This is a genomic window from Paenibacillus tritici (assembly GCF_018207515.1).
Taxonomy (GTDB): domain Bacteria; phylum Bacillota; class Bacilli; order Paenibacillales; family Paenibacillaceae; genus Paenibacillus_AQ; species Paenibacillus_AQ tritici.
In genome coordinates this window covers 540,664-564,769 of sequence record NZ_CP073365.1, presented here as the reverse complement: position 1 = coordinate 564,769, position 24,106 = coordinate 540,664, and the positions used below count along the sequence as shown (strand labels likewise).

At 50.3% G+C, this 24,106-nt stretch carries 18 protein-coding genes, 1 tRNA gene, 4 pseudogenes and 2 riboswitches; of the genes and pseudogenes, 9 read left to right on the top strand and 14 right to left on the bottom strand.

The features are described from left to right. Positions 1-7: 7 nt before the first annotated feature. From KDC22_RS02480 to KDC22_RS02460, 5 genes are all read right to left on the bottom strand, one after another. On the bottom strand, positions 8-571 hold the full coding sequence (locus KDC22_RS02480; protein ID WP_173140819.1) for a Gx transporter family protein: 564 nt from the start codon (positions 569-571) through the stop codon (positions 8-10). After that, a complete protein-coding gene (locus KDC22_RS02475) occupies positions 555-944 on the bottom strand; it encodes a NusG domain II-containing protein (RefSeq protein ID WP_173140817.1) in 390 nt (129 codons plus the stop codon). Before KDC22_RS02475 ends, KDC22_RS02480 begins: the two co-directional genes overlap by 17 nt. A gap of 217 nt (positions 945-1,161) precedes the next feature. After that, the gene (locus KDC22_RS02470; RefSeq protein WP_211721967.1) at positions 1,162-2,688 is read right to left on the bottom strand and encodes an HD domain-containing phosphohydrolase; all 1,527 of its coding nucleotides are present in this window, start codon (positions 2,686-2,688) and stop codon (positions 1,162-1,164) included. Between the two features lie 495 nt (positions 2,689-3,183). Further along, positions 3,184-4,143, bottom strand: a complete 960-nt coding sequence (locus KDC22_RS02465) for an alpha/beta hydrolase (RefSeq protein WP_211723862.1) — start codon at positions 4,141-4,143, stop codon at positions 3,184-3,186. Positions 4,144-4,939: 796 nt separating this feature from the next. After that, entirely contained in the window at positions 4,940-7,897 is a 2,958-nt protein-coding gene (locus tag KDC22_RS02460; protein ID WP_211721966.1) for a choice-of-anchor A family protein, read from the bottom strand. Between the two features lie 88 nt (positions 7,898-7,985). Next, positions 7,986-8,078: riboswitch (cyclic di-GMP riboswitch) on the bottom strand. Positions 8,079-8,792: 714 nt separating this feature from the next. Here KDC22_RS02460 and KDC22_RS02455 point away from each other — a divergent pair. Next, positions 8,793-9,161, top strand: coding sequence for a YhjD family protein (locus tag KDC22_RS02455; RefSeq protein ID WP_211721965.1), 369 nt, complete (start codon positions 8,793-8,795; stop codon positions 9,159-9,161). 368 nt (positions 9,162-9,529) lie between these two features. On the opposite strand, the gene KDC22_RS02450 is transcribed toward KDC22_RS02455, so the two are convergent. Continuing rightward, complete coding sequence (locus KDC22_RS02450; protein ID WP_173140811.1) at positions 9,530-9,952, bottom strand: ASCH domain-containing protein; 423 nt, start codon at positions 9,950-9,952, stop codon at positions 9,530-9,532. 79 nt (positions 9,953-10,031) lie between these two features. Between KDC22_RS02450 and KDC22_RS02445 the strand changes: the two genes are divergently transcribed. Continuing rightward, entirely contained in the window at positions 10,032-10,778 is a 747-nt protein-coding gene (locus KDC22_RS02445) for a YukJ family protein (RefSeq protein WP_211721964.1), read from the top strand. On the opposite strand, the gene KDC22_RS02440 is transcribed toward KDC22_RS02445, so the two are convergent. Then, a complete protein-coding gene (locus KDC22_RS02440) occupies positions 10,757-11,905 on the bottom strand; it encodes a hypothetical protein (RefSeq protein WP_211721963.1) in 1,149 nt (382 codons plus the stop codon). The two genes, KDC22_RS02445 and KDC22_RS02440, sit on opposite strands and share 22 nt — an antisense overlap. A 621-nt stretch (positions 11,906-12,526) precedes the next feature. Here KDC22_RS02440 and KDC22_RS33255 point away from each other — a divergent pair. Continuing rightward, positions 12,527-12,787, top strand: a pseudogene (locus tag KDC22_RS33255) (cupin domain-containing protein); the annotation flags it as partial. A gap of 228 nt (positions 12,788-13,015) precedes the next feature. Here KDC22_RS33255 and KDC22_RS02435 read toward each other — a convergent pair. Beyond that, the gene (locus KDC22_RS02435; protein WP_211721962.1) at positions 13,016-13,498 is read right to left on the bottom strand and encodes a hypothetical protein; all 483 of its coding nucleotides are present in this window, start codon (positions 13,496-13,498) and stop codon (positions 13,016-13,018) included. A 476-nt stretch (positions 13,499-13,974) separates the two neighbouring features. Continuing rightward, positions 13,975-14,160 carry a hypothetical protein gene (locus KDC22_RS02430; RefSeq protein WP_211721961.1) on the bottom strand — a complete coding sequence of 62 codons (186 nt, stop codon included), beginning with the start codon at positions 14,158-14,160 and terminating at the stop codon, positions 13,975-13,977. Between the two features lie 533 nt (positions 14,161-14,693). Here KDC22_RS02430 and KDC22_RS02425 point away from each other — a divergent pair. Beyond that, on the top strand, positions 14,694-15,503 hold the full coding sequence (locus tag KDC22_RS02425; RefSeq protein ID WP_211721960.1) for a hypothetical protein: 810 nt from the start codon (positions 14,694-14,696) through the stop codon (positions 15,501-15,503). 28 nt (positions 15,504-15,531) lie between these two features. Here the strand turns inward: KDC22_RS02425 and KDC22_RS33250 are convergent. Beyond that, positions 15,532-15,692, bottom strand: a pseudogene (locus tag KDC22_RS33250) (IS3 family transposase); the annotation flags it as partial. Positions 15,693-15,713: 21 nt separating this feature from the next. Between KDC22_RS33250 and KDC22_RS33245 the strand changes: the two are divergent. Next, positions 15,714-16,229, top strand: a pseudogene (locus KDC22_RS33245) (transposase); the annotation flags it as partial. A 79-nt stretch (positions 16,230-16,308) separates the two neighbouring features. Then, a pseudogene (locus KDC22_RS02420) lies at positions 16,309-16,650 on the top strand (tyrosine-type recombinase/integrase); the annotation flags it as partial. Between the two features lie 93 nt (positions 16,651-16,743). On the opposite strand, the gene KDC22_RS02415 reads toward KDC22_RS02420, so the two are convergent. The 3 genes from KDC22_RS02415 to KDC22_RS02405 form a co-directional block, all read right to left on the bottom strand. Further along, a tRNA-Thr gene (locus tag KDC22_RS02415) sits at positions 16,744-16,815 on the bottom strand. A 91-nt stretch (positions 16,816-16,906) separates the two neighbouring features. Further along, positions 16,907-17,686, bottom strand: a complete 780-nt coding sequence (locus tag KDC22_RS02410) for a sugar phosphate isomerase/epimerase family protein (RefSeq protein WP_211721959.1) — start codon at positions 17,684-17,686, stop codon at positions 16,907-16,909. A gap of 46 nt (positions 17,687-17,732) precedes the next feature. Continuing rightward, positions 17,733-18,041, bottom strand: a complete 309-nt coding sequence (locus KDC22_RS02405) for an MTH1187 family thiamine-binding protein (RefSeq protein ID WP_173140803.1) — start codon at positions 18,039-18,041, stop codon at positions 17,733-17,735. 351 nt (positions 18,042-18,392) lie between these two features. Beyond that, a riboswitch (cobalamin riboswitch) is annotated at positions 18,393-18,625 on the top strand. A gap of 248 nt (positions 18,626-18,873) precedes the next feature. On the opposite strand from KDC22_RS02405, the gene KDC22_RS02400 reads away from it, so the two are divergent. Together KDC22_RS02400 and nrdG are read left to right on the top strand one after the other, a co-directional pair. Beyond that, complete coding sequence (locus KDC22_RS02400) at positions 18,874-20,859, top strand: anaerobic ribonucleoside triphosphate reductase (protein ID WP_211721958.1); 1,986 nt, start codon at positions 18,874-18,876, stop codon at positions 20,857-20,859. After that, positions 20,856-21,383 carry an anaerobic ribonucleoside-triphosphate reductase activating protein gene (gene nrdG / locus KDC22_RS02395; protein ID WP_173140799.1) on the top strand — a complete coding sequence of 176 codons (528 nt, stop codon included), beginning with the start codon at positions 20,856-20,858 and terminating at the stop codon, positions 21,381-21,383. Before KDC22_RS02400 ends, nrdG begins: the two co-directional genes overlap by 4 nt. Before the next feature lie 90 nt (positions 21,384-21,473). Here the strand turns inward: nrdG and ssuE are convergent, their stop codons facing one another. Next, positions 21,474-22,043, bottom strand: coding sequence for an NADPH-dependent FMN reductase (ssuE, locus tag KDC22_RS02390; protein WP_173140797.1), 570 nt, complete (start codon positions 22,041-22,043; stop codon positions 21,474-21,476). A 408-nt stretch (positions 22,044-22,451) separates the two neighbouring features. Between ssuE and serS the strand changes: the two genes are divergently transcribed. Beyond that, positions 22,452-23,738: a serine--tRNA ligase gene (gene serS, locus KDC22_RS02385; protein ID WP_211721957.1), complete on the top strand. Its 1,287-nt coding sequence runs from the start codon at positions 22,452-22,454 to the stop codon at positions 23,736-23,738. Positions 23,739-24,106: the final 368 nt, after the last annotated feature.

Here is a 24,106-nt window from a genome sequence, read left to right as displayed (position 1 = left end):
TCCGCAGCTAATGACCCGGTCCGTTCAGGAACTCTTCAAACAAGGAGATTTTGGATAACGAGTCTACCACGTACCGGACAGCGAAGCCGACAGCAATCCCCGTAACAATCCCGGTAATCAGCAGAATCGGCAGATAATAGAAGATACTGGTTGAATTGAACACGAATGAGGCCGCCAGCAGCTGGCCCGTATTGTGGGCCAGGCCGCCGGCAATGCTGACGCCGATGACACTGAATTTTTTGCGGCCCAGCTTCACCAGCGCGTACATAACGATGAAGCTGAACAGTGAGCCGAACAGGCTGAACAGCAGGCTGGACAGCGTCCCGAGCAGGAAGGCGGTCAGCAGCGTCTTCAGGATAACCAGTACAAACACATCGCGTGCGCGCAAAAAGTAAATGCAGGTCAAAATCATAATATTGGCAAAGCCCAGCTTCGCCCCGGGCATCAGTCCCACTCCTGCGAGCGGGATCTGCGCCTCCACAATACTCAGCACCACGGCAACCGCGGCAAATATGGCAATAATGACGGTCCGCTTCAGCGCTGTGGCCGATTCACTACTGGACATAGGCATCTACTTCATCCTCCCCGGCCGCACTTGCGATCTCCACTAACACCCGGTGCGGAAGGCAGACAATGGTCTGCTTGGGCAGAGTGATGAATCCGAAGCCAAGGCACACCTTATCGGGGCAATCCGCATCGAACATCTCAACCCCGTAATCATACACCTTCAGAATGTTATAGCCCCGCTCCGTACGGACTTCAATAGTCTGCTCTTCTTTGGTAAGTGTTATCGTTTTGAATAACTTTCCATCTACTGTTATATTGGCCGTGAGTTCCTTGCCCGGCCCACCCTTATCTGCATCATTAGACAGCCATCTCGGCACCAGAAAAGCGAGCGCAGCAATCAGAACAATAGAAATCAGCAGCACATCTGCGCGTTTCATAGAAATCTCCCTTATTTTTTAATTAAAATCCAGACTTAATAATTATAACGGTCCGTCTTCAATCCTTCAATGAATGTGGTCGTTAATTGTCGTATTTCAACGGCAGTTCACAAAATAGGCACGGGAAAGCGAAGCGAACCTCCATAAACTGGATAGCGGCCGCTTTGCTGACAACCCATTTATTAAGATTACCGCTGTCCCGGCACCTTTATCCTATTTAAGCGGGATAACCGTCTTTGCGGGATTCCGGCTTCCGTCCGAAGTAAGCAAGGAATAATCCGGCGAATTCAGGGTCCCATTGACTGCCCCTGCCCTGCTCCAGTATGCTCAGCGCCCGTTCATGATCCATCCCTTTACGGTAAGGCCGGTCGGACGTCATCGCATCATATGCATCCGCCACAGCGATAATCCGGCCGTGCAACGGAATATTCGTACCGGCAAGACCGTCCGGGTAGCCCCGGCCGTCATAACGCTCATGGTGAGAGCGGACCCCGCCCAGATAGGGTGCCATCTTCTCTGCCGGTTCAATCTGCCGCAGAATATTCTCCCCCAGCATAGTATGACTCTGAATCTGGAGGAATTCCTCATCCGTAAGGGCTTCTTCCTTGAACAGGATACTGTCTCTCACCCCGATCTTGCCAATATCATGCAGCAGGGCAGACTTCCGCAGATCATCAAGTTCCTGACCCCTCAGTCCGGCCAGCTGTCCAATAATAACCGAATACTCAGCTACCCGGAGCGAGTGTCCTGCCGTATAAGAGTCCCGGGCATCCAGTGCCACTGCGAGGGTGGAGAAGTAGCTGTCCAGCAGCTGCCGGCTCTGTTGCTCCCGGGCCTGCAGCCCGCGGACCATCATATTGAAGCCTGCTACCAGCTTGGAGAATTCATCAGAATACTCATCCTGCACCTGAACAAGGTGTCCGTCCTTCACCTGGTTCATCGCTTGATACAGCTCATTAATCGGATGCTGAACACTTTTGGTGAGCAGCCATGCCGCGATGGAGGAGAACAACGTACCGATCAGCAGCACCATCCCCGCCCAGGCCCAGTAGCTCTGAAGTCCGACTACGACTATAGAATCCCCATCGCCGTTCAGGCGGATGTGTGTGGCCATAATAAACAGAAACAGCGGGAAGGTGCCGATCAGCATACAGCTGACCAGAAATTTGGGACGAATGGGCACAAACACATGGCCCTCCAGGGAAAAATCCACGCCATACCGCTCCAGTGCAAGGTTTCTGAATTCTTTGATCAGCGGAATAATGGCGGTGCAGGTCAGGAAGAATTCAATCAGCGCGTGCATACATGCTACAAGCACCGCACAACAGGTAGCCAGCACCAGATAGACATACGGGAACGTAACCCAGCCATTGTAAATCATCCAGAACGTCAGGAGGAGCGCCGGCAGAGATAATCCGATCAGATGCGGCCCCATAATCCGCTGAATGGCCCGTTTGGGCAGCTGGTGCGTATGCAGATAGGCTTCTTCGAGCATGGATAGTGTAATGTTCTCTTCATACAATGCGGTCCTTATGGGCCTGATCTGTTTAAGAAAGACAGTAATCTCTATAGCTGCCATGCTCATAAAGGAAACAACAAGCACAAGCAGCAGTCGCAAAAACTCCACGCGGCTGATCTCCAGGGAAGATAACATAAGCAAACTCCCTACTGCCAGCACAGCTACTGTAGAGCCGAATATATAGTTCCGGATCTGATTCCTCAAAAAGCTTCTGTATAGTCTCATCTGTCCCCTCATTTCCGTCCCGGTCTCAGCCCAATATTCATTTGCATTTATATAAAGTCCATGCTATAATAAAATAATATTTGTTTTCGAGTATGTTTATCCCCATCAAGAAGATGTCAGGCCGATGAATCACTTGTCTATATTATCGGCGGTTTGGACACAATATCTTACGTTTTCTTGCAGTACTTATCCCTTTTATGAGATTAAATTCGAACATAGCATTCCGATTCACACTGGCGCGGCCACGGAGCCGCAAGGACAAAAGAGAGGTAGGGCTTTTGTCGTATTGGAAGGATTATTCTCGCCACACGGCTGCTGGAAATAACAAGGAATAACGACACCCGTCTTGCTCACAGACGGCGGGGGATTAATATACCGATAAGACATGGCGTGCTGCTTCCCTGTTCTGGGGAAAGGCTCCATGTGTGGAACATAATTAGCGCCCGATAACCGTTACTTACGGATATCGGGCGCGTCTACGTTCTGGGGCTTGTATCAGATGAATTCAGCCGCTGTCGGGCTGTGTACATAACGTTCCACGAATTCGCCTACTGTGCGGATGTATGTGCTTTTATCCATATCATACGCTAGACCATGCCCCGCTCCATGCACCACCAGCTTCTCCTTCGGGCTCTTGCAGGCTTCATACAGCTCATTCATCATAGCAAAAGGCACAAAGGTATCCGCATCTCCGTGGATGAACAGAATCGGCACCCGGGCCTTGCGTACCTGATTCAGCGCAGACGCTTCACCGAAGGAATAACCGGCCTTCATCCGGGTCACCAGACTGGCACTCGGCACAAACGGGAAGCTTGGCAGATGATACATCCGCCGCAATTGGTAGGACAACTGTGCCTCAACCGAGGTATAACCACAATCGGCGACAACGGCCTTGACCTGCGGAGGATGCTCCTCACCGGCAGTCATCAGCACCGTGGCTCCACCCATAGATACGCCATGCAGCACAATCTGCGCGGCCGGACCGGTCTCTTGCAGGACAAATTCAATCCACTTCAGATAATCACGGCGCTCCGGCCACCCGAAGCCGATGTAATCCCCTTCACTATCCCCATGTCCCCTGGCATCAGGCAACAGTACATTGTATCCCAGATTGTCATAATAGTTTTTGGCGGAGGCCCCCATGTCCTTGGCTTTACCGGAATACCCATGGGCTATAATTACAGTCCGGCCTGCTGCCCGCTCAGATCCGAGGTAATATCCCCGCAGCTTCAGGCCATCTTCCGAAACCAGCTCCACCGTGCGGAAGCTCTGCCGTGACACCCACTCCGCCCCTTCTCCCCACGAAGCACCGGCTACCGGCGGATCGACCTTCAAATCGGGAGTCTTCGCCAGGAATTCCTTGGGCGCGCGCTTAATGGCTACTCCATAAAAATAATAACCGGCATATCCCACACCTCCGGCAGCCACAATCAGAACCGCGAGCAGGTAAAGCATCCACATTAACGTTCCCCCTTCAGTAAGCAAACACTCCATTTCGGGAATGTGATCTCTTGCTTATGATTAATTTGAGCCTAGTATAGCACGGGATGAAGTTAACTAAAAATACAGCCCGCAGCCCCCGCAAGTCTTCCCTCCCCACATACTCAGCAAATCCCCCTTACTCTATAAGACTCTTCAAGGCTCTTCAAAGCTCTTCAAGCTCTTCCGACAAACAAGTGGACAAACGTACTTTAATTCATCCATTTCTAACGTTTACAGGCAAGCAAGTGGAAAAACAGCATCTGCTATTGTTAGTTTGGCCCATTTTTACTGACTTGAGATGATTTAAGTGCTGTTTATCCATCTGCTGTCCCGCCGGGGTTAATTTATTCATCAGCAGTTGGACAAAATCCACCTATTAGCCGCTGTCCGCTCCCTATAGCAGGCTGGCTTTTCTCTGTATCCTATTGGATTCGGTTTTCCACATACATTTGCCTACTCACCTTCTCGCCAGCATGTTGTATTCGTTTTTTCGATTACATTCGGCCTACGCGGCGCTCACAGTCCAATTGTGTTCGGTTTTCCGATTAAAATTTGTTAAATAGATGAACAGACGACGTTCTGTTTTTAGGCGCGCTGCACATTTTCATGCTGGAGTTGTGCCTTGAAACATGTTTGTTTTCGCACACAGACGAAAATTAAAATCTCCTAAACAACAGCAAAGAGCTGCTTCCAGGAGAACGTCCTCTCCCAAAGCAGCTCTTGTCAAAATACTGGGTCATTGCTTTGTATTAATCTCAGTACGGATCACTCACTTGCGTTTGCCGTTTCTGGCGGTTCTTCTAAGAATCAAGCCCAGACCGGCAAGTGCTAAACCGGCAAAATAATATGGCGCAGGGCTGGATTCACCTGTCTTCGGCAGAACTCCATCCGCAGGCACACCGCCTAGAGGAACTTCCTCATCAACAATGATTACATCCGCCGGTACCGCTGACGGAGTTGGCTCCGGTGTCGCGGCTACTGGAGCAACCGCTACAGCCGGTGTCGGCGCTGGTGTTGGTGCCAGCGTTGCTGCTGGAGTTGCTACAGGTCCTAGCGGCAGTGGATCTTCATCAATAGCCACCTCATCAATAGCCACATCATTGCTTACGATGAATCCGATAATCGGAGTCGGCGTTGGCACTGGAGGGAAACTAAATGGCGGCGATGTAGGTGCTGGTGTCGATGCTGATGTTGGATCTGGTGTCGGCGTTGGCGTCGGTGTTGGATCTGGTGTCGGCGTTGGTGTCGACGTTGGATCTGGTGTCGGCGTTGGCGTCGACGTTGGATCTGGTGTCGGCGTTGGCGTCGATGTTGGATCTGGTGTCGGCGTTGGCGTCGATGTTGGATCTGGTGTCGGCGTTGGCGTCGATGTTGGATCTGGTGTCGGCGTTGGCGTCGATGTTGGGTCTGGTGTCGGCGTTGGCGTCGATGTTGGATCTGGTGTCGGCGTTGGCTCTGTCGTTGGCGTCGGTGTTGGCTCTACCGTCGGCGTCGGTGTTGGCTCTACCGTCGGTGTTGGTGTCGGTACTGCCGTCGGCGTTGGCTCTACCGTTGGCGTTGGTGTTGGTACTGCCGTTGGCGTCGGTGTTGGCTCTGCCGTTGGTGTTGGCTCTACCGTCGGCGTTGGTGTCGGTGCTGCCGTCGGTGTTGGTGTCGGCTCTGGTGTCGGTGCTGCCGTTGGTGTTGGCTCTACCGTTGGCGTTGGTGTTGGTACTGCCGTTGGCGTCGGTGTTGGCTCTGCCGTTGGTGTTGGCTCTACCGTCGGCGTTGGTGTCGGTGCTGCCGTCGGTGTTGGTGTCGGCTCTGGTGTCGGCGTCGGTGTTGGTACTGCCGTTGGCGTCGGTGTTGGCTCTTCCGTTGGTGTCGGTGTTGCCGTCGGTGTTGGTGTCGGCTCTACCGTCGGCTCTGGTGTCGGTGCTGCCGTTGGTGTTGGTGTCGGCTCTACCGTCGGCGTTGGTGTTGGTACTGCCGTTGGCGTCGGTGTTGGTACTGCCGTTGGTGTCGGTGTTGACACTGCCGTTGGCGTTGGTGTTGGTACTGCCGTCGGCGTTGGTGTTGGCTCTTCCGTCGGCGTTGGCGTCGGCGTCAGTGTTGGTACTGCCGTCGGCGTCGGTGTCGGCGCTTCCGTTGGTGTCGGTGTTGGCTCTACCGTCGGTGTTGGTGTCGGCTCGGCAGTCGGTGTTGGCGTTGGTGCTGCCGTCGGCGTCGGTGTTGGTACTGCCGTTGGTGTCGGTGTTGACACTGCCGTCGGCGTCGGTGTTGGTACTGCCGTTGGTGTCGGTGTTGACACTGCCGTCGGCGTCGGTGTTGGTACTGCCGTTGGTGTCGGTGTTGACACTGCCGTCGGCGTCGGTGTTGGTACTGCCGTTGGCGTTGGCTTCACTGTCGGTGTTGGCGTTGGCTTCACCGTCGGTGTTGGCGTTGGCTTCACCGTCGGCGTTGGCGTCGGTTTCACTGTCGGTGTTGGCGTCGGCTTCACCGTCGGCGTTGGCGTCGGCTTCACTGTCGGTGTTGGCGTTGGCTTCACTGTCGGTGTTGGCGTCGGCTTCACCGTCGGCGTCGGCTTCACTGTTGGTGTCGGCGTCGGCTTCACCGTAGGCGTTGGCGTTGGCTTCACCGTCGGTATTGGCGTCGGGGTGCACTTAGGTGTCGGTGACGGTTTTACTGTCGGCGTAGGCTTCACTGTTGGTGTCGGTGTTACCGTCGGCGTAGGCTTCACTGTTGGTGTCGGTGTTACCGTCGGCGTAGGTTTCACTGTTGGTGTCGGTGTTACCGTCGGTGTTGGCTTCACTGTCGGTGTCGGTGTTACCGTCGGTGTTGGGCTAGGCGTTGGCGTTACTGTCGGCGTTGGACTCGGCGGCGGTCCCTCTCCCTCGTACATTCCAAGGTGCAGCTCTACTCCGCCGCTAAAAGATTGTGCAATTAGAGTCCCGTACAGCTCCGCTCCGGAATAATGGACATCCGCGTTAGGAGCGAGTATCGTCCCAAAAAAGGATGTATACGCGATATCCACCTTTGTCGCTTCGTAGAAATTGAATAATACCTGGCTTGCTCTGCCGTTATTCATTGCAAAGCTTGGCACATTGACTGTAGATCCGCTTATATTAATAATCAATGTGGCATTCCCGGCAATGTTAAATTGAATATGATTTGTAGTTGCCAGCGTGGCAGCATCCAGATGAACCACATTGAAGCGGTCCGGTGCATTGATGGTAAGTCCTCCGTAATGATTATTACCAACCTCATTGGTACTGGACAATGCCCCGTATTCTGCGGAACGCGAGATCAGATACTGCCTCTCTGCTGCAAAATCAATCGGGCTGCCCTGCTTCTTCGTGCCCTTGATGTTAACGCTAGGCTCATTGGCTGAAATGCTGTCCCCATAGACCACGTTTCCGTAGATTTCTCCGCTGCCCGAATGTGTAAATTTCCTGCCGGCGACGAGAACATCCGTAGGTGTTGAATTCCTGTATGCCCTGGCCACTCCGTACCCACCGGAGAGAGTAATATCCCCCGCTGCTGCCAGGCGGCCTTCAATCTGATCATTACCTTGTGCGAAATCTCCGAATAGAAAAGCATTAAAATTGCCTGCAACTCCCAAAACCGCTGTAGGGTTATAAGGCACACCCGAAGCTGCCCTTACCTCCGTCCCCCAAGAAAAGGCGCTAGATAAGGTCATGATGCCCGCCAGAAAGACAGCGGCTGTTCTCCGCACTCTAGTTCTCAATAGTCCACACCTCCTATTTAACTATTAACTATTCTATGAATCTGCCGCATAACTATAACAAAAAAAGACCGCCAAGAAGGGTTAGCTTCACGGCGGCCGGACGACCTTAGCCTCAACTTAAGGGGCGGTAGATTCCTGACTTTGCGTCCCGCTCTTTCGAAACGGTTTGCGTTTGTACATGATTTCGATATGAAATTGATAGTTGCTTATGTATTATCGTTGTTGAGTCTATGACATTTGTTACTTTTGTACTAATTTCAGTTTATCCGGTCTCCAGTCCTATTGTCAATCCTTTTCCAATATATTTTTAGCTACTCCCTCGAAAATAATTCTCTCCAACCCCTTGTCCCCCAAGGGCTAAGGCCTCACTACCCTTTTCTGCGCCTGCCGAAAAAATCCAAGAAATCAGACCCTAACCGCAGTACTTGTAGCTTATCCTCTATAATTATATTAATTTTTATTATTAAAATTTGATACATATGTCCTATTTATCATTCTATTTGTATATATAATTACAGTCTATTCCTTTCGGTATGTAATATTACCTATTTATGGATTACTATAAACCCAAAAAACAGGTGTCACCCAATTATGGACAACACCCGTTTAAGCAACCCCCAGCAGTTGAACCCAGCCAATGATCGACACCCATAGAGGAACACTTAGAATGAACCCGAATACCAAACCGCGGCGGAGACTTCCTTCATGACTCATTGCCATTCTCCTTTGAACTGATTTTTTAATCTTTATTATTTCAATTTTAATATAAAATAATTCTTTATATTTTATTGTGAATTATGTCACATAGTTAGCCTGAGTTTATAAATTTCGTTGATTATTCTTTGCACTTTGAGTTACAATGCGAATATATGTTCTTGCCAAGGGGTTGAGAGGGATGCAGAGAGCAGAGAGCCAGGACAACCTGCTGGTCAAATCCTATATTTTGCTGCCGCTTATTATATCCGCCTTTGAACGCGATGCTTCCGTGATGTCATCCGAGCTGCGCACGCCCGCGCCTTATCTGGAGGTGATTCAGAGTGCCGTCCATGCCGCAACTGCCGATCTGCGGGAGGTCCGTGCCGGGATGCGGGCCCGTGGTCTGAGGGTCTATGAACAGCAGCGGCTGGAGATTGGGGTGGAAGCCAAATTCGTCTGCAGGGGTTATCATGAGCGGATGCTGCTGCTGGATGATGTGATTGCCGCCCAAGCCACCCTGCATATGCGCAGCTACCTGGGGATGGAGAAGAGGATTGCAATTTGGTAGCCAAAGAAGTCCTGCCGCAAGCGGCAGGACTTTTGAATCGAGCGAACCCCGGATGCCAATTACATTAACACCGTCCAGTACCCTAACGTACCACAAATAACCGCAAAAGCTACAGGATACAGAATCCTACGACTTACCTGATCCTTAAACACAATAAACAAACAAAGCATACAAAGCCATGCAATAAGAAGGCTACCCATCTATTATGCATACGCTCCTTCCCGGCATTTCTGCTCCGGCTTCAGCGGCTTACCGCCACAGAGCCCGCTATCCTTATATATAGGAAGATTTCCCGCCGAATATCCCAATTATACCAGCTAACCACGGATTTTGATGAAAATTATTATTCCCTGTGACACGGGGCGGAGTCAATCCTCCTCTTCAAGAACAGGATACTCCCAGAACCCTAAGCGTCCTTTGGCAGGTATAGGATGTACCAGCGGAACAACCTCCTCCAGCTTCCAGGCGAACCTGCCTTCTGTATAATTGCCGAATATATATTCATTTCCGCCCGGCCAGCCCTGCTGTACCTGCTGAAGCGTAACCTCACAGCAATCCGCAAGACGGCTGGTCGCCACAATTCTTCCAACCGGCAGGTTGTCGGCAGTGAACCCGTGACGGGCGAGCAAGGACTGATAAGGCTCTGTCCTGCAAATGGCCTTATTCACCTGCATCCCGGCATGAATGGCCAATGTCCCCCGGTAGGACGTCCGCCAGGAGCGGGTTTCAATTTGCTTTTCACCCAGCGCAATCAGGGTTGCCCACGGCTGTCGAATGGTCAGACATTTCATAATATAGCTTGCCTCCTCTGATGCATTACTATAGCCTCCCAAGGAAAGAATAAGGGTTATGAAGGAGGACTGATGAAGGATGGGTAACGGGTTCAATCGTGGTTACGGCGTATTAAAATGCAAACTATCCAATGAAGAAACTATATATAAGCTAGGTGACAAAAACAATCATATTGAGGTACTGGCTGAAGATGACTTCATCCAAAAGTATAGATTAGCGATCAACATCCAATCCAGCGAGAAAGCAAAGCATTTACCGGAAGACACAGCCAATCAGGTGCTTTATTATGTAGGGGAAGATTTCAAGTCAGATGAAACGGCGCGTTGGCTCACACTTGAATCCGGCTTCACGGAGATAACCAGGGACAACCGGAATCTTGCCCTTGATTATATCCGCGGGAACCTGGTGATCCCTAACAAGATGGTAGCTCTGCCTAATACGAACCCGAATGAAACCGAAGACAGCGATCCCCACAACAATCTGTATGACAAAATCACCTCTTATCTAAAGGAGGCACAGGAACAGGATGCAACCCTGTACGTATTCGGCGAGCCTTGGGGGCCGGAAGAGGATAAGCCCGATAAGTATTTCGGCTTCACTCCCGGACGCGGAGTTCATAATATTCATATGAATCAAGGCAACGCCGGCGGGTACGCTAGAGAAAATGGCGCATGGCAAGACGGCGGCGTCCTCATTCATTTTGAGAATGAACGCAGATGGGTCGCTATCTTCCTGGCCTTCCAGTCTCAGTCCTGGTGTACTAACGACCAGGGCGATGCGACCAAGCCAGTCAGTGAATGTAATCATACGAATGCTTTGTCATGAGCCAGCACCATCGCATTAACCGCTGATACGATATCCTTGGCATCCAGCTGTTCATCCAGCTTCAAATGAATTGGTAAGGTAGAGACTGGTGAATGGTTAGCAGAGATGATGAGCTCAACCACATGAGATGAAAGCACCGACGCTTGCAGGATTTGCAGCCAAGGGATAAGATCCGGTAACGCTTTATCCTCCGAAGGACCGGTCTCCATGCCATCCACCCCAATAGGTGAATGCCCGGCGAAATACTCAATCCTGAGCACAGCATCAGAAGGGGGACTGTTCCTCTTCAAGGTCCTAGCCGCTTCGAGCTGATGACGGGAGGTTTGTTTACGACCGTTAATTATATTCCACCAAACGATACACATAGAGGGGATGAAGAAGCAGAGCACCGCCAACCAACCACTGGAGGTCTTGATATAGACGGTAAAAAAGAGGGCTGCGGATAGAATCGCAAGCAACCAGATGTAGAGCTCCTGCCGCCATTTGGACTGGCGCTTCCCGGATGCCGGAGGTATGGACTGTGCTGGCTGAATATCGGCAGCTCGCTCCGGTTGAGCTGCCGTACGTTCTCTCCATGGCAAATGCTCCCCATTCAGCATATAGAAGTTATCGGCTGCTCCCTGCCAGACCTTCTCCTGCGAGGGATGCGGCGACTGCCAGAGGGTAACGTATTCTTGAATGTCTCTCAGATACAGGACGGGATCGCCCGTGAACGAGAAATATTGCGAAAGCTCCAGATGAATAACGGCAGATGAATAACGCTGTACATGGGTCGATAAGGTCTCCAGCCACTCCTGTACAGGAGTGGCAAGCGACGGGAAACGGGCCAGCGTGCCGGGTACACTCAGGCGTAGCTGCTCCGCAGCATCCGCCCATGGAATCTGCCATTGGAAGGCCTCGGAGAACTGCTCCCACTCCGGCAAATCCTCCACATCCGGTTGGTCCATATGGGGTTGAATCTTGCTCCAAGCTTGCATAAGCTGCCTGCTATAGCGCTGGAACTGGTCTTGGCTGACCAGACAAAACCATACTGGAGCGAGAAAATTATTCGTCTCGAAAGCTGTATTCTCATAATCAATCCAATCTGTATCGGCACTGGTAACACTCAGGAATGTCCGGTTTCCCATATAAGACTCTCGCCTCCTAGCATCCAACCATATGCTTAACACTATACTATATTAGAATGTTTGTTATAAAGTTTAGAAGAATATTAGACGTTGATGCCTGAATAGAAAAAAGGCGCAGTTCCAAAAAACCGGGAACCTGCGCCACTATCGGCTTTGAAAGAATGCTGGTGAAGGGAATTGAACCCCCGGCCTACTCATTACGAGTGCGACCCAGCATATATTTATTAGGTTTTCCTGGGGTCTGTTGGGCAATAAATCGCGTGTTTTAAGCATATAGTTACTTCTAAAGTTTTGTTGATATTTGGTTGTTGTTAGAAGATTGGTTAGAAGTTTTGTTAGAACGGAAATGCTACCTTAGCACCGCCTTCCCGCTGGAATAACACTGAGTATTGGACCAGCATATCACTTCTTCCTAAACCGCCTTGCACATCGGTGTCCTTGTGTTTACACGTTTATTATAGACGTCTTTAACCTTCCATTGAAACGAAGGACGAAGCTATTTGAAATTTTCTTATGCCTGGCCTCTTTAGGCTCCAGCCCACTTTTGCAGGTTTTGCACTCCTTTATATAGGCAGATGCATATGACTAAAGTACACACAAAATCGTAAAAGGAGAATGAGTATGTACCATAATTCATGCCATCAGTATCAATTGCATTACCCTATGCATAACAATTGGATTAACAACTATCAGACATATCTGCCTCAACATTATTATAATTGTTACCCCTATGGAAAAATAAACTTAAGAGATTATGGACAATGTCCACTTGTAGTGAATATTGAACAGGTAGCAAAGCAAAACTTACCGTACTGCTTTATGGACAGGGAAACATTTCAAGTGACTTTGATGAGTATCAATGTTGGCGATGATATCGGTTTAGGTAGGGTAGCAGTTCTAACTGCAACTCCATGAAAATGCACCTCGCATAGTTGGTTTGATGGTTGTAAGGATACCTCCATTTTACCATTTAATGCATCGATGCATTTTTGTTTCTTTCTGAAATTGATAGCTTTTTGAACAGGCTCTTAAACTATATGTGTATAAAAATTACTGTAATTCCACCATAAAACATCCCAATTAGAGATAGAGCGATGCATATAATAACTTCTATGATTCTCCTACGAACTCGTTTACTTTTGATGCAAAAGAATCCCAGCTTTTATCATATCCTACACCAAAATTCCACCCGTTAGAACGCAGCTTTTGACCTAAAAGGATGTAATCGGCTCGTTGCTTATCGTTTAGGCTAACATCAAAAGTAGTGTCACCAACCTTGAACTCATTCATGTAATCGTACAATTTCATAAGGGTATCTTCTCTATCCTTATGTCGTTCCATTCCACTGTGCAAGATAATTAAATCGATGGTATCATCTAGTTTCTGTGTAACAAGCGTTTCATTTTTCCAATTATTATCTTGTTGATATTGTATAGTTTCTTCAAGTTGAGCTAGATCTCGTTGAATGTAAGCATTCAATAATTCATATTTCAAATCTTCGTTTCTGCTGACACGTTTCTGATTCATAAATAATGCAGCATTCCCAAATAGAGAAACTACTAAAATTACTACAATCCAGTCTTTTTTCTTCATACTTTCTCCAATCCCTCCTGAGATATTGTCCACTTCCAATAATAAGCAATCAAACATCTATGGCTGATGCGGGATAAACTAATTGTTCCCTTGAATGTACAGTTTAACACACTACTGTGTTTCTATAGTTCTATTGTATTCGCCCGCTAACGCCAATACCCCCATAAAATCAACCAATACATAAATTTAATAACCATTCCCTCCATAGCTTTATAAAGAGTTAATAAGGAATCCTTAAAATATCCATATTTTGGAACATTTTTTTAAGTGTAATTCGCAGATCAGTTCATAATATCCTCTTTGTGATTATAAGATCAACCAGTTCTTTCTGATTGATCCCTTTTCATTAGCTTTAAGAATTAAGGTAGCCGAATCGCCCCTTCCTGCCCGTAGGGCTTCATCCCGAGCACTAAGATTGAAGCTGGTTTGGAAATGTGTACAAAACCTAGCCCAATGTTTCAGCACAAGCACAAAATCTATAGTTCAGCATAATTACATTCTCGATTTTCTGTGAGGATATCTTCGTTCTTACCATTTAATTGACCAATGTTGGCAATCTCTTTCAGTTGATCAGTGTTAAGTTTTAGTAGGTCCACTTGTTCCTCATTCATTAGATCCTCTGGTCTGTCAGGCTCTTTAATCTCGTTTTGTTGATTAGACAATTTAAGAGCAGGACCTCTCAGTTTCCTCTGCCTTACCTTATAAGAGTTGGATTCTATCTCCGTGTTCTGTGTTTAACATTGTAAAAATAAATCAACGAAACTACTCAAATGATATTCGAGCATGACTGATTTCCTTATAATGGCCAATTCCTAGTCTATTATTCATTTGCTGCAGCTTATAAGTATTCATAACACGAGCGAAAAACTCTCTCTAAAACTATTCCAGTAATCCGGATTAGTTTTTCTGCAAGCATAACCTGAATTCCCCTTTTTCCTTAATATTCTACACACACACAGCAGCGTCCCTAATATTCGACATTTTTTTCTATTATTTGAACATTTATACCTATTTTAACATAGACACCCTTGGTTCATAATGGATATAATTCCAATTATATTATTTAATCGGAAAATTTCAAGTTTAGGGCAGTTACTACTCACTCATTCTCGGATTGGTGGTGAATTGTTTGGTACATATCTAAAAATCGTTTCTTTCTAAAAGTTCAATAATCTTAAGAAGAGGGGTTACATTAATGAAAAGGTTAATTTCATCATTTGTCGCTTTAGTTATCATAATTTCTAGCATGGGTTCTGTTGCACTTGCAGAAGAAATAGTAACTCCAGAAGTAGTGAAAGAAACCAGTAGTTTTACGAACAATGTTGTGGTTGGTGATTTCAAGGAAATAATTGGAAATGTAACAGTAACTACAGATTCTACAGGTGTTACAAAAACGAATGGGACTGAAGTCACTGTCGACATCAATTATGACTATACTATCTTACCTGCTTATCAAGAAGAGTATGGTACAATGTATAACGATTCTACCGACCAAACTGTAGTTCTATTTGCAAATAATAACGAATTGTTTATTAACGGAGAAAAGAAAGATATAGACGCTGTCCAAAAAGGTTTATCCGCTCGCGCTGGGGATACAGGTGGTTTTGCAGCAGTTTGTCACTACTATTCTAACGATGCATGGACAAGTTATACTTTTAGAGCTTACGAATCTATGAATTATAACTGGGTTGGTAAGGGGAATGGTCATGGCGAACCTGAGGGGAATAATGTTTCAAAATATGGAGTTACAAGTACAAACGGCGGTTTTAATAGAGCGAGACAAGATGTAGATAATTTTGGAAATGCTTATTCGAACTATAGAGCGGCTTACGCAACGGCATTGGCTGGATTAACAGGAAGTTCATTGACTGCCCCATGGTTAGGCCCTCCTGGATTAGTTAGCCTTGGAATATTATCAGCTGTTACTGCTGGAGGAGTAATTGCCATGTTTAACACAGCTGTTACTGCGGAAGAGAATGCGTATGCATCTATAACACATCTGTGATATGAGGTATGTGAAGGTGATTTCTGTATTATACAGGAGTCATCTTCTTTAAATTCCATTGATATCTGAAATTGTAGTAAAGCATGTAGCTCTTTATTTCCTTCCTCGATTTTTCTATTTTTTTACAATTTTCAAGACAGGCCTCGTCTTTAAATGCCCAAAGAATGATTCTTATCGGGCGTTATCCCAACGTTACCTCGCGGTGAAAATGATCCTACAAATGACCAAATGAAAAACTACGAAACGGCTCGTAGCATCAAGGCCCAAGCGATTATTCCCATGAATCCGCAGAACGAAAAGGAAATCCCAACTATGACAAGCAAAGGGACACCTTGCTGTTCAATGGGGGTTCTGATGACGTATTGGGGGACAGGAAAAGGACGTTTGAAGTTTCGTCGTCCACATGCTACCGGACAAGTGGATTGTCCTTTAGGTATGACGGCCTGTTAGTCGTCCAATTACGGAATGGTCGTTAAGGTCAGCAGCAGCAGAGACGATTTTCGCCGCTATGCGTTACCACACCGAGAAAGCAAGAATTGGAAAGAACTCTACAACCAACGAACGAGTGTAGGACGATGTAATTCTCGAATGAACTCATACCTCACCGCAGACCAATTGCAGGTTTGGGGCATTCAGAAAGTCACAACTCATCAATATTTGAATGCTATTGTTTTGCTTGCTTCCGCGCTAGCTATATCGAGACGACAAGTCACAAACGCCGCTTAAATTTTCAATCTTCCGAAAAATTTTGCCCGTCTGTCCATTTTCATCTTGTCCTCAGCTTGAGATCTAACGGTATACCGGGTTGGTTGTCCAGACCAGCATTGGTACCCCGGTTGGTCCACGTCTCTTAATGCGTCATTATTATCGAATACTTGAGCAGATTACCAAGGAACACCCATCATTCCCAAACATTCGTTTCCATGATCTCAGGCATACTCACGCAACTCTGCTCTTGAAGGCCGGGGTTCATCCCAAGATCGTCCAGGAGAGACTGGGGCATTCCTCTATCAATGTTACCTTGGATACTTACTCTCATGTCCTGCCCAATCTGCAGGAAGCAGTGCTTCGAGGCATCGGTGACTCTATCTTAGGAACCCGCCATGAAGTAAAGGAAGAGGGTAAAATAACCACTTTAGTTGAGTAAAGGTTAGAAGAATGTTAGAAGTTCAGCTTTTCCCACAAAAAAACGCGACCCCCAAAACCCTGGGAACCCGCGCCACTATCGACTTTGTAAAGATGCTGGTGAAGGGAATTGAACCCCCGGCCTACGCATTACGAGTGCGTTGCTCTACCCCTGAGCTACACCAGCTTACAGACATTTGCATCTGCCAAACAAAAAATATTATAACTCTTCCAGCGGAAAACGCAAGCCCTTTTCCGCTGAAAGCTGTTGCATTATATTAACCCTTCATCAGCCCCAGCCCGCGGAAGTAATCCAGCGCGAGCTTAGCACTTGCAAGTGAAGATACCTCGTAGGCCTCCTGCTCTACAATATAATAGAGAATTCCGCTCTGCTCCGCGATCTTGAAGACGCTCTGGAAATCAACCTGGCCTTTGCCGAGATCTGTCTCCTCATGGTCTGCTCCGAAGTCCTTAATATGGACCAGCTGAACACGTCCGGCGTACCGTGAGACATAATCAACAGGCCGGGCTCCGCCTCTGTATACCCACCCCAGATCAAACTCTGCCAGCATATGCTCCGCAGGAATCTGCTCCAGCCAGATATCAATGACTGCCTTGCCGTCTACCTCTGCGAATTCATAATCATGGTTGTGATAGCCGTATTGCATGCCTGCTGCCCGGACCATCTCGGAGGCCTTCTCCAGGAATGGAATGACCCTCGTTACATCCTCCATAGTAGGGTTCGGAGGAAGCGGCGCCGACGGGGTGATTATATATTGCAGTCCGAGCTCAACCGCGTATTCAATCTCTTTGGCTAAGGCCTGTTCCATCTTCTCCAGACTACTGAAGTCCAGGCCTACATGCGCCGAAGGGGCGGCCAGGCCAAGTTCATCCAGCTTACGGCGCAGTTCCGCTGCAGATACTCCGAAATAACCGGCGAATTCCACGGCCTGGTACCCCATCTCTGCAACCTTGGCCAGTGTGCCGAGGAAATCGCGCTCCGTCTGGTCACGCAGTGTATACATTTGAATTCCGATCTGCTGTGCTGCTTCTGTCATGAAGAATCCGCTCCTTATCGGTGATTCTGATTAGATACTATATGGGTTACTCTCCTTGCAGCTTGCGTTCCACCGCTTCCAGCTTGCTGCGGCTCGTGGAAGGCTTGTCACGGCGGTCATCCATCTTAAGGGAGGTGGAGACTCTCTGTGCTCCTGAGGTAAAGGGCGATTCATGCAGCGCTTCTACCGCAGCCAGAATCCGCCCGACCGGCCCTTCAATAATCGTCCCCATGGAAGTAAGCTCATAGGTAATTCCCTCCACCGTCTGCAGCACACGCTGCATGTCGGCCACATAGCTGCTGAGACTGGTGCTGCCTGTGCCGATTGGAATAACGGTCACTTCGCCAATTGCCATTGTGACATCCCTCCTGAATATGTGGTATGCCTAACCTGATCATCGCATGCTGGCCTTCCCTCCTATTGTACCCCTTCACCGGCCCGCCCACAAATCGCCAATCCCCCTTTCTTCTATTCTATCTTTCCAGACGAATTGCGAGGATTAGACGCACTCTATTTATGGATTCTTTGTGGCGTATTTTCGGAGATTTCATGAATCATTTCGGCCGAATTAATAGGAAAGTTGTGGATTACCTGTGGACTAACTGTGGATCAGCTGTGAGTAAAAGCGCGGAACCCGCTCCCCGTGCGGGATTACAAAAAAACATTTACAAACACAATATATTGAGTTACGTTTATTAAACAGTAACAAAATATAGTAGAAACAGGTGTTTCACTCTCTCAATGGAGAGGAGACTTAATAGGGAAACGCGGTGCAAAACCGCTGCGGTCCCGCCACTGTAACCGGCTGCTCCAAGGTGCCCTGCGCTCCTGGAGCTACACCCTCCGGCCAACTGCCACTAAGGAGCGGAATATGCTCCCCGGGAAGGCGCCTGAGGCTATGCCGGAAGCCAGGAGACCTGCCTGTTTCGGTGGCACCGCTACGACTCCTGCGAGGAACAGGCGAGGTGTCCGTATGCGGCCAAGCACGGGCAGAGTTAGCCTCCCGTTATCCGGGCCAGAGGCTGCCGATACCTGAGGACGATACGTTTATCGTCTTCAGGTATCGGCTCTGCGTTACGCATTCGGGCATTTCCCGCCTTTCCGGCCGGAGATGCTTTTTTTACTGACTTCCTGACAGACTACAGATAGAGATTGACGCTTACAATACGAGAGGAGAGAGCTATATAATGACGCTGCTGGAGAAACGTTATAACGAAGGACAAGCTGCACAGGAGGTTCTTTTGGAAGAGGTCATTCATCTGGGACGGGATATTATCGACAGCCGGGATCTGGATCTGCTGCGCGAGAACGCCAATTTGAACGGGGAGAGCTTCTCCGGCAAAATGAGCAAATTCGGCAGTGAATATTCCAAGTGGTATGCCCGCAACTTCACCATGCCGCCGCAGCTCGTGCAGGCTTCTCTTGATAATGTCGTTTATGTACACGACCTGGATCAATATGCCATCGGAACCACGAACTGCATCTTCATTCCGTTTGAACGGCTTCTGCGCGAAGGCTTCAATACCGGCAACGGCAGCGTGCGTCCTCCCAACTCGATTATGACGGCGATGTCGCTGGTGGCGATTATTTTCCAGTCCCAGCAGAATGCCCAGTACGGCGGCGTATCTGCCAACAAGCTGGACTATGACCTGGCCCCTTATGTCACCAAGTCCTTCGCGAAGCTGTTCCGCAAGGGCGTGGAATATTTCGAGGAAAAGGCAGTAGTAGCGGAGCTTGGCGAGATCACAATGAGCCGCACCGATCTGGCAGAGCAGTATCCGCGCGCCTTCCGTTTCGCCCTGAAGGAGACGGAGAGCGAGACACTCCAGGCAGCAGAGAGTATGGTACATAACCTGAATACAATGTCCAGCCGCTCCGGCGGCCAGATTCCATTCACCAGCATCAACTACGGGACCTGTACCTCACCGGAGGGCCAGCTTGTAATCAGCTCCCTCCTGACGGCCACGATGAATGGACTTGGCAGCGGGGAGACACCGGTGTTCCCGATTCAGATTTTCAAATGCAAGCAAGGCGTCAACCAGCAGCCGGGCGATCCCAACTATGAGCTGTTCCTGAAGGCCGCAGAGTGCTCTGCACGCAGATTGTATCCGAACTTCGCCAATCTGGACGCTCCGCTGAACATGCAATACTATGATCCGGCGGACCCGGATACCGAATTTGCTACAATGGGCTGCCGGACCCGTGTTCTCGGCGACCGCTTCGGACGCAACCGTTGCTCCGGCAAAGGTAACCTGTCCTTCAATACGATCAACCTTGTGCGCCTGGGTCTTACTTACGGAACCGTGACCGGCCGGCGCCTGGCCGCTGATGAAGAAGGATTCATCGGAGACCTGAATCACTATATGGATGTGGCGCTGGACGGCCTGCTGCACCGTTTCCGTATTCAGGCTGCGCAGAAGGCCAAAGCCTCCGATTTCATGATGCGCGAAGGCGTCTGGGAAGGCGGCGAGCAGCTTGCCCCCGATGACAGTGTCGGTGAACTGCTGAAGCATGGCAGCCTGTCGCTGGGCTTCATCGGGATGGCAGAATGCATGAAGGCCATGTACGGCAAGCATCATGGCGAAGATATGGAGATCCATGCCAAGGCTGTGGCCATCGTCCGCCACATGCGTGAATATTGCGACCATAAGAGCGAGGAGCTTAATCTGAACATTACCTTGTTCGCCACCCCGGCCGAAGGGCTCTCCGGCAAGTTCACCAAGATCGACCGCAAGGTTCTTGGCTCGATCCCGGGTGTAACCGACCGTGAATACTATACGAACTCTTTTCATATCCCGGTCTATCATGAACTGAGCGCAGCCAAGAAGATTAGCCTGGAAGCCCCATTCCATGAATATTGCAACGCCGGAGCGATCTCTTATGTAGAGCTGAACGGTAATGCCCGGAGCAACCCTGCAGCCTTCGTCAAAATCATCAAATACGCGCTGGAGCAGGACATCAGCTACTTCAGCATCAACCACCCGATCGACCGCTGCTCCGGCTGCGGCTATGAAGGTGTAATCGGTACGAATTGCCCTACCTGCAATGCGCATGAAGATACTACACATATCCGCCGTCTGCGCCGGGTAACCGGATATTTGACCGGCGACTATCAGACCCGCTTCAACGCTGCCAAGCAGGCCGAAGTCCGGGACCGCGTTAAGCATCTATGAATATCTGCGGATATTACCCGGAGTCGATCAATGAGGGGGAAGGCCTGCGGGCCGTCCTCTTCTTCAGCGGGTGCCGCCACCGCTGCCCAGGCTGCTTCAATCCGAAGACCTGGAACTTTAACTACGGAGAGGTCTTCACCCCGGAGCGGCAGCAGGAGATTATAGAAGAGATCGCGGGCAATCCGCTGCTGGACGGGTTGACGCTCGCGGGCGGGGACCCTTTTTTCTCGGCAGAGGAAGCGGCAGCGTTCATTCACGAGCTGCGGGCCAAGCTGCCGGGCTTCCCGGTCTGGATCTACACCGGCTATACGTACGAGGAGCTTACGGCTTCCCCCGGTTCAGCGGAATGGAAGCTGCTGGCCTTATGCCAGGTGGTGATCGACGGCCGGTTCGTCGAAGAACTCAAAGACCTGACCCTCTCCTACCGGGGAAGCAGCAACCAGCGGATTATTGATATTCCGGCGAGCCTGGCGGGCGATATGGTCGTACTGTGGGAGCCGGAGCTGTGCTTTCAAGGGGTATAACATTCACATACAAAAAGGCACTACACTCCCGCATTCGGCTAGTGTAGTGCCTTTTGATTGTACCGGGCAGATGGAGGCAGCAGCCTAACGTTATTCTACGGCTGTTGATTGCCCTGCCTTACGTGCCACCTTATGCTCGGTCTCTTCCGCCAGCTCCTCCAGCACGCTGTTCAGGCGCAGCTTAAGTTCTTCCGCCAGCTCGACCACTCCCTGGTCGTTACGGACAGCCTGGGAGTCTACCGCATAGACTCCGCCAAGAATATAGCGGGCGCCCAGCACGGATAGTACCGGCTTCAGCGCATAGTCAATGGCGAGCAGATGCGCGAGGCTTCCGCCCATGAAGAGCGGCAGAACGATTTTGCCGGCCAGCCCTTTTTGCGGAACCAGATCCAGGAAGGTCTTCAGCACTCCGGTATAGGACGCTTTGTACACCGGACTGACTACGATTACCGCATCGGCTTCGGCTACGAGACCGTTCGCCTTGACGATGGCTTCGCTCTCAAATTTGGTGTGGATCAGATCCTCCGCCGGAAGCTCCGCTACATTAATACGCTCCACTTCAAACCCGCGCTCCCGCAGACCATTCTCTGCATATTCAATCACGGCATTGATCCGGGACACCAGGGATGGCGTTCCGTTGATTACTACTATTTTGGCCATTTCCGCACCTCTTCCGTCTGCTATTATAGGATATGCCGGGCTGCTGCACCGGACACTGATACTTCAAATTAGTAATAATCCTAGCAGAGTACAAGGAATTTTGTCAAACCTCAATTATACTTGCAACCCGGCGCTGCTCTGGTTATAATAAACGGCAAACCTATATCCCGACCAGGCCAATGAACGGCATCCAACCGCGAGGCGTCTGCGACCGGAGCAGCTCCCTGTTCCCTAAGTTTACCGGGTTTCGCCCGTTACCGCGAAGACCAAAGAGGGCCTTATTCCGTGCATTAGAGTTGCTTAACGTGAATGAGGTCAACCTGGGTGGCACCGCGAGCTGACGCTCCTCGTCCCATGGATGAGGGCGTTTTTTGCATTTTTATAACCCCAAGAAGGAGCGGATGCGGCATGCTGGACATGAATTGGATCAGGGAGAATGAGGACATTGTACGGAAGACGGCAGAGTGGAAAAGGCTGGAGTTCCCGCTTGCGGAGCTGCTGGCATGGGATGACCGGCGGCGGCTGGCCCGCCGGGAGACCGAACAGCGCCGGGCGGAGCGGAACGCGCTGACCAAAGAGGTCGAGCGGCGGCTGCGCCAGGGCGACGCCGAAGGCGGAGAACAGGCCAAGGCGCAGGTGCGGACGCTTAATGGCGAGTTGACGAAGCTTGAGGCCGAGCTGCTGGAGGCGGAGCGCCGCTGCGGGGAGCTGCTGCTGCTCGCGCCGAATCCTGTATCGGCCGATACGCCGATCGGGCCGGATGATAGCGCGAACGTGGAGCTGCGGCGGTACGGCACGCCGCCGGTATTCGGCTTCCGCGCGCGGGACCATGTCGAGCTCGGAGAGCTGCACGACATCCTCGACCTTCCGCGCGGCGTCAAGGCCGGCGGCCCCCGCAGCTATGTGCTGAAGGGAGCCGGTCTGCTGCTGCACCTCGCTGTGCAGCGGCTGGCCCTGGATGTGCTGATGCAGCGCGGCTTCACCGTCATGGATGTGCCGGTGATCGTCCGGCCGGAGGCCTTGGAGCGGACCGGATTCTTCCCCGGCGGCATGGATCAGACCTACGAGCTGACGGGAGAGAAGCGCTGGCTGGCCGGCACCTCGGAGGTGTCGCTGGTCTCGCTCTACAGCGATGAGACGCTGGAGCTTGAGCAGCCGCTGCGGCTGGCCGGGATGTCGGCTTGCTTCCGCCGCGAGGTAGGCTCGGCCGGCCGCGATGTGCGCGGGCTGTACCGGGTACACCAGTTCTCGAAGATTGAACAGGTGGTAATGTGCCGCAACGACCCCGCTGAGTCGGAGCAGATGCTCCAGGAGATTCTCGGCAATGCAGAGCATATTCTGCAGCTGCTGGAGCTGCCTTACCGGGTAGTCGTTGTCTGTAGCGGCGACATGGCGATGAAGACCCATAAGCAGTATGACATCGAGACCTGGATGCCCAGCAGAGAAGCTTATGGGGAGACGCATTCGGCTTCCAACCTGCTCGACTTCCAGGCCCGCCGCTCAGGCATCCGTTACCGCGATGAAGACGGGCGGCTGCAATATTGCCATACCCTTAACAACACTGCGGTGGCCACTCCCCGCATTCTGATTCCGCTGCTGGAGAACCACCAGCAGGAGGACGGAACGCTCTATATCCCGCAGGCGCTGCGGCCTTATATGGGCGGGGCTGAGTGGATTGAACTTGGTATAAAGTGAAGCACACTTTCGCTCGGCACGCCTATGTCTTCCTCACGGGGACGACATGATGCCGATCATGACTGGCATTGCTGCCAAACGCTTCATGAAGCCCAGCCGGTGAAGATTAGCCGCATCTGGAGAGCGTAGTCAGATCAGGTATTCCTTAAACTATGATGTTTGCAGAAGACCCCTTATCCACTTAATGGTGGAGCGAGGGGTTTTTGTTTTATTAAGGCCGCTGGCTGGCCCTTATTGGAACTTTGAGCTGTCTGTGACGAGCTCTGCTAAAGCTCTAACTGTAGTTTGTACAACTAAAGCGATCTGGAATTAGCCCGAGAAGGGTTTAATTGCATTTTCTACAGCTAAAATCCCCCATATTCCGCAAA

What these genes read in the sequence shown, in the direction of transcription:
- serS (WP_211721957.1), top strand. Translation starts at nt 22,452, where the DNA reads ATGCTGGACATGAATTGGATCAGGGAGAATGAGGACATTGTACGGAAG.
- nrdG (WP_173140799.1), top strand. Translation starts at nt 20,856, where the DNA reads ATGAATATCTGCGGATATTACCCGGAGTCGATCAATGAGGGGGAAGGC.
- ssuE (WP_173140797.1), bottom strand. Translation starts at nt 22,043, where the DNA reads ATGGCCAAAATAGTAGTAATCAACGGAACGCCATCCCTGGTGTCCCGG.
- KDC22_RS02410 (WP_211721959.1), bottom strand. Translation starts at nt 17,686, where the DNA reads ATGACAGAAGCAGCACAGCAGATCGGAATTCAAATGTATACACTGCGT.
- KDC22_RS02455 (WP_211721965.1), top strand. Translation starts at nt 8,793, where the DNA reads ATGCAGAGAGCAGAGAGCCAGGACAACCTGCTGGTCAAATCCTATATT.
- KDC22_RS02465 (WP_211723862.1), bottom strand. Translation starts at nt 4,143, where the DNA reads ATGCTTTACCTGCTCGCGGTTCTGATTGTGGCTGCCGGAGGTGTGGGA.
- KDC22_RS02450 (WP_173140811.1), bottom strand. Translation starts at nt 9,952, where the DNA reads ATGAAATGTCTGACCATTCGACAGCCGTGGGCAACCCTGATTGCGCTG.
- KDC22_RS02445 (WP_211721964.1), top strand. Translation starts at nt 10,032, where the DNA reads ATGGGTAACGGGTTCAATCGTGGTTACGGCGTATTAAAATGCAAACTA.
- KDC22_RS02440 (WP_211721963.1), bottom strand. Translation starts at nt 11,905, where the DNA reads ATGGGAAACCGGACATTCCTGAGTGTTACCAGTGCCGATACAGATTGG.
- KDC22_RS02400 (WP_211721958.1), top strand. Translation starts at nt 18,874, where the DNA reads ATGACGCTGCTGGAGAAACGTTATAACGAAGGACAAGCTGCACAGGAG.
- KDC22_RS02475 (WP_173140817.1), bottom strand. Translation starts at nt 944, where the DNA reads ATGAAACGCGCAGATGTGCTGCTGATTTCTATTGTTCTGATTGCTGCG.
- KDC22_RS02405 (WP_173140803.1), bottom strand. Translation starts at nt 18,041, where the DNA reads ATGGCAATTGGCGAAGTGACCGTTATTCCAATCGGCACAGGCAGCACC.
- KDC22_RS02425 (WP_211721960.1), top strand. Translation starts at nt 14,694, where the DNA reads ATGAAAAGGTTAATTTCATCATTTGTCGCTTTAGTTATCATAATTTCT.
- KDC22_RS02470 (WP_211721967.1), bottom strand. Translation starts at nt 2,688, where the DNA reads ATGAGACTATACAGAAGCTTTTTGAGGAATCAGATCCGGAACTATATA.
- KDC22_RS02435 (WP_211721962.1), bottom strand. Translation starts at nt 13,498, where the DNA reads ATGAAGAAAAAAGACTGGATTGTAGTAATTTTAGTAGTTTCTCTATTT.
- KDC22_RS02480 (WP_173140819.1), bottom strand. Translation starts at nt 571, where the DNA reads ATGCCTATGTCCAGTAGTGAATCGGCCACAGCGCTGAAGCGGACCGTC.